The sequence below is a fragment of the uncultured Clostridium sp. genome (assembly GCF_937920395.1).
Classification (GTDB): domain Bacteria; phylum Bacillota; class Clostridia; order Clostridiales; family Clostridiaceae; genus Clostridium_AD.
Window position 1 is genome coordinate 1 of the sequence record NZ_CALEVF010000255.1, and the last position, 5,512, is coordinate 5,512.

General features: G+C 33.2%; 3 protein-coding genes and 1 pseudogene. All 4 read left to right on the forward strand.

From position 1 onward, the window contains the following. The first annotated feature begins 66 nt into the window (after nt 1–66). Nucleotides 67–2,244, forward strand: coding sequence for a glycoside hydrolase family 38 C-terminal domain-containing protein (locus Q0649_RS16640; protein WP_298844621.1), 2,178 nt, complete (start codon nt 67–69; stop codon nt 2,242–2,244). A 58-nt stretch (nt 2,245–2,302) separates the two neighbouring features. Then, a complete protein-coding gene (locus tag Q0649_RS16645) occupies nt 2,303–2,443 on the forward strand; it encodes a hypothetical protein (RefSeq protein WP_298844623.1) in 141 nt (46 codons plus the stop codon). 184 nt (nt 2,444–2,627) lie between these two features. Next, the gene (locus Q0649_RS16650) at nt 2,628–5,000 is read left to right on the forward strand and encodes an McrB family protein (RefSeq protein ID WP_298844625.1); all 2,373 of its coding nucleotides are present in this window, start codon (nt 2,628–2,630) and stop codon (nt 4,998–5,000) included. Then, a pseudogene (locus tag Q0649_RS16655) lies at nt 4,997–5,512 on the forward strand (restriction endonuclease); the annotation flags it as partial. The gene Q0649_RS16650 and the pseudogene Q0649_RS16655, both read left to right, overlap by 4 nt.

The window sequence follows — 5,512 nt, forward strand, 5'->3', positions numbered from 1 at the left end:
ACTGTATAGTATACTATATTTCTCTCTACGACAACTATCTTAACACATAGGGAAACGGAAGGTGGAATGTGGGTAGAGGCTGACTGCAATTTAACCTCAGGTGAATCCTTGGTAAGACAGTTCCTTTATGGAAAACAATTTTTTAAGGATGAATTTGGTTCAGATAATAAAATACTTTGGCTACCAGATGTCTTTGGCTATTCAGCTGCATTACCACAAATAATGAATAAGTGTGGTATTAAGTATTTCATGACCACAAAAATTGCATGGAATGAATTTAATGAATTCCCTTACGATACTTTTTGGTGGCATGGAATTGATGGTACACCAATATTTACTCATTTAATTACCACAAAGGAAATTGATCAGGACAAAGAAAGCTTTTTCACAACATATAACGGTATGTTACATCCAGCTGCCCTAATGGGTGGATGGGATAGATATCAGCAAAAGGAACTGAACAATGATATTCTTGTTTGCTATGGTTATGGAGATGGTGGAGGCGGACCTACTCGTGAAATGCTTGAAACTGGTAGAAGATTGGAAAAAGGAATTATTGGTGCACCAAAGGTTCGACATGAATTTTCTAAAACATATTTTGACGAGTTATATGAATCACTGAATCAAAATCACGATGTACCGAAGTGGATTGGGGAACTTTATTTAGAGTGCCACAGAGGAACCTACACTTCAATGAGTAGAAATAAACGTAGCAACCGGAAAAGTGAATTTTCACTTATGAATTTAGAAATGCTTTCTGTTTGGGCTGAACAATACGGAATAATTTATCCCAAAGAAGAAATTGATGCTATGTGGAAGATGGTTTTGCTTAATCAGTTCCACGATATTCTGCCTGGTTCCGCAATCAAGGAAGTATATGAGGTTACCAAAGTGGAATATGAAGAGATTAAAAGGAAGTCAGGGTCTCTAACAAAGGAGCGGCTTGATGCTATAGCATCCGCAGCTGGAGCCGGCAAAGATAATATTGCAGTATTCAATACCTTATCCTTTGAACGTAGGGATAAAGTAGTGTTGGATAACATTCCTTTGAAAGTTACTGAACTAGTGAGTAAAGAGGGGGTTTCTTATCCACTTCAAAAAACTGAAGATGGCAAGGCTGTAGCTTGGGTTGAGGGTATTCCTTCAAAGGGTCTAAAAGTACTGAAGTTTAGCGAAGGTAAAAATAGTATCAGTCCATTTATTATTACAGAGAGCGGTATTGAAACACCTTATTATAAAATTAGCATAAATTCAGGTGGATTTTTCACCTCGCTCTACGATAAACGTTGTAATCGTGAAGTACTTCAATCTGGAGAAAAGGGCAATCTCTTCAGAGTTTATGAAGATAAACCTAGAGAATTTGATAATTGGAACATCGATATCTACTACGACAGAAAGTCATGGATTGCTGATGATATAACCAAGCTAGAATGGGTTGAGAATGGTCCAGTACAAGCAGTGTTACTAACTGAAAGACGTTACTGTAATTCATGTGTTAAACAAAAGATCTATTTTTATGCCAATTCCCCAAGAATTGATTTTGAAACCTATGTGGATTGGAAAGAACACCAACAGCTTATGAAGGTTGAATTTCCAATCGACGTAAATGCCAACGAAGCAACTTATGATATTCAATTTGGAAACATAACTAGGCCAACTCACTGCAATACCAGCTGGGATATGGCAAAATTCGAGGTATGTGCACATAAGTGGGCGGATATTTCTGATGGTGGATATGGTGTCAGCTTACTTAATGACTGTAAATACGGTTATTCTGTAAAAAATCAAACTATGGCATTGTCTCTAATTAAATCAGGTATAGATCCCAATCCAACAACTGATCAGGAGGAACATTGGTTTACGTATGCTATTTTACCACATAGTGGAAGTTGGAAAGAAGGAGATACAGTAAGGGAAGCTTATATGCTAAATCTTCCTCTTTTAGTGAGTTATACTGAAAGAAAATCTAACTTTATAGAGGGAATAACTAGCCTATTTAATGTGGATGCTAAAAATGTTATTCTTGAAACTATTAAAAAGGCTGAAAATAGAAATGGCACTATACTCCGAATCTATGAATTTGAAAATAGGCGTTCAGATATAAAAATATCCTTTAATGTTAAATGTAGAAAAGTAACCGAGTGCGACTTGCTAGAAAATGATATTGTGTCCATAGCAAATGAAGCCCAAGGATTTTCATTTACGATCAAACCATTTGAAATCAAAACTTTTAGAATTAGCTAAGTAAACATTAGTATAGGGACACCAACAACAAGATACGGAAATCAGTATTGTAGATTGCATGTATAAAGGTGCTCATAAGATATTAATAAATAGGAAAATCAATACAACATTGGTATTTAAAAATCCTGATGACGAGTTTACAAGGGATCTAATATGTAATCCAACAAGAGAAGGCTATATTACTTTTAATATAAATTAAAAGAATATAGTCTTTTAGTTTTTTGATCTATTTTGTTACATAAAATAGACATTAATCCCTTTAATAAGTTAAATAGAATATAATATGTATAAAATCAAGTGTATGTTAAAAATCAAAAACTTTATAATCATTTGCATTATAAATATTAGCTAGGAATATTGCACGTTGAGGGGAGAAAATTATATTGGAAAAGAAAATTATTAAAGAATCTAATGTTAGTAGTAAAGAAATGACCAATGAGAAAAGCAATGTAATTGATGAATTAAAAGAAACCTGCGAGAAACTCTTGAATGAGGATAAACTTTTACCATTAGATCAACTTAATCAAGGATATAATTTATTTGCTCAAAAATTTGGTCCTATAAAATTAAAGGAATTAGATGGTGAACTTTTAATAGAAACTATGTTTAGTATAGGAAATAGGGATGGGCTTACATATTGGTTAGATTTTAAAAATGATGATGAATTTATGACTAGCACTAATAGCTATGGCAGCATTGCTGGGGGAAGTTCATTTAAATTCATAATGTATAAAAGAAATATCGATGGCAAGTGGGTTACTGGAAATTCTAGAAATCCTACAATTTTGTCAATAGAAGAAGCTATTAAGTTAGGTAGAGAACTGAGGGATTCTTTAACAGCGGGTGCTGATTTGATTGATAAGGTATTAGAGAATGGGGACTTGCTGGAATATGCTAAATTACAAGAAAAATTAAACAGCATTTTAATAAACAATATGTCCAACCTTGGGTGGGTACATAAATATTATCACATGTTATATCCAAATAAAATTGATGCTTTCCATACTACCAGGTGGCAGAAACACGCATTAATTTACAGTAACAGTAAACCTATGCAAGAGGACAAACTTTATACTATGTCAGGACAACTGATGCAAATTGTAAAGCAGACGGGGCTCCCTTCTAGTTATGTAATGAATTCAATGTGTGAGTTGTTCGGGTCTCCAAAGAATTACTTTAGGATTGGAACTGGTGATAACGGTGATAGTTATTGGGAAGATATGAGGGACAATTCTTTTGTAGGTATTGGTTGGCCAAAGCTAGGTAATTTAAATATATATTTTAAGGGTAAAGATGTAAGATATGCCATCGCGGCAGATCTTATAAAGTATTATGAATATGACAAAAGTGCAGCAAGTAGAAAAGCTGGAGAAATTATAAGATTTTATAGGGATATTGAAATTTCAGATGTTGCAGTTGCGGTAAGTGGTGAAAAGGTATTAGGAATAGGTCGAATCACTGGAGAGTATGAGTATATAGAAAATAGAACTTACCCTCACTGTAAAAAAATTAAATGGTTGAAAATATTTAAAGAACCCATTAAGCTTCCAAAAGCTAGTGCAGGAAAATTGACCACTTGTTTTCCTTATAAGGATATTGAAAACATTTTTAAAATTGAAAGACTTATGAATGAGGAAAACGATAATAATTATGATGAAAATGAGATTGACGATAAAATAAAAGTTAAGGAAACGAAAGAACTTTTGCTTGAGAATCTTACGGGTGTAGTTGCAGAGATTGCAAGTGTACTTAGTCGTAAAAAACAAGTAATTTTATACGGACCACCTGGCACAGGGAAAACATATTATGCAGAAAAAGCTTGTAATGAACTAGCAGCAAGAAATTTGTTTAGAAAGTCTTTTGTTTCATTAACAACAGAAGAAAAAAGTACCTTAATAGGAGATGGTAGAGCAAGTGGTACTGTACGTATGTGTTGTTTCCATCCATCTTATGGATATGAGGATTTTATTGAAGGTATAAAACCTAGGATTTTAAACAATCAAACTGTATTTGAGGTAAAAGATGGAATATTTAAATCTATATGCTCAGATGCGGTAAAAGAGCCTGATAAAAACTTTTATTTAATTATTGATGAGATTAATCGTGGAGATATTTCTCGGATATTTGGTGAACTTATTATGCTTATTGAAGCAGGAAAACGTGGGAAAGAGGTTATTCTGTCACTATCAAATCTACCTTTTAAAGTGCCAGAGAATGTATATATTGTAGGAACCATGAATACTGCTGATCGTTCGATTGCTCTTTTAGATGTAGCACTACGAAGGCGTTTTGGGTTCATTGAATTAATGACGAATTATACTTTGTTTGATGAGACTGTGTTTGAAGGATTACCACTAGATAAATGGCTTAAAGAATTAAATGCTAGAATATGTGAGTGCATTGGTAAAGATGCTCGAAATTTACAAATTGGCCATTCGTATTTTTTAGAAAAAGAAAGACCTATTACTGAAAATGAAAAATTTAAAAGAATTATTAGAGAAGATATTATTCCTCTTATTGAAGAATATTGTTATGGGGACTATGCTTTGATTTCTAAAATTTTGGGTGAAGGTATTGTTGATGTGAAAAATCAAACTATTAGATTTGAGTTGTTTAATACATCAGATATATCTGACCTTATAACGGCACTGCTTTCGCCATGTCCAACAATACGCGAAGTAGGAAAAACAGCAGAGGATGATGATCTAGAAGAAGAAACTGAAAATGAGAATGATAGTGGAGATAAAATATCATGAATCAAACTGTCAATTTAAAAGAGTGGGATAATATAATGTTGAAGGATATGGAGTTGCCTGATAACGACACTCGTGATATTGCAAAAGCACTTAATAATAAAGGGATTATAGAAATCATAGAACTTAAAGGTGGATTATCTATAAGTACTAATTCTTATGTTGGTAGAATTAGACTAGGAGATCTACAAATAAACGTGTACCCAAAGATAAATGGTATGCCACTTTATAAACTATTAAGGTATGCGTATGGATTAAGAGAGCTTAAATTATTTAATGAAACTGAGCATGATATTGGCGATTTTAAGTTCTTTGACTTACTTATTTATGAGCTTTATGTTGAAGCAGAGGACTTGCTACATAGAGGAATTCAAAAGAGTTATATTAAGCGGGGAGAGAACTTATCATCGCCTAGAGGTAGAATCGATATTAATAGACTTTGTGGTCAAGGCGGAATTATAAAGTCTACATTACCTTGCAATTACTTTAATAGAGATGAAAATAATATATTGAAT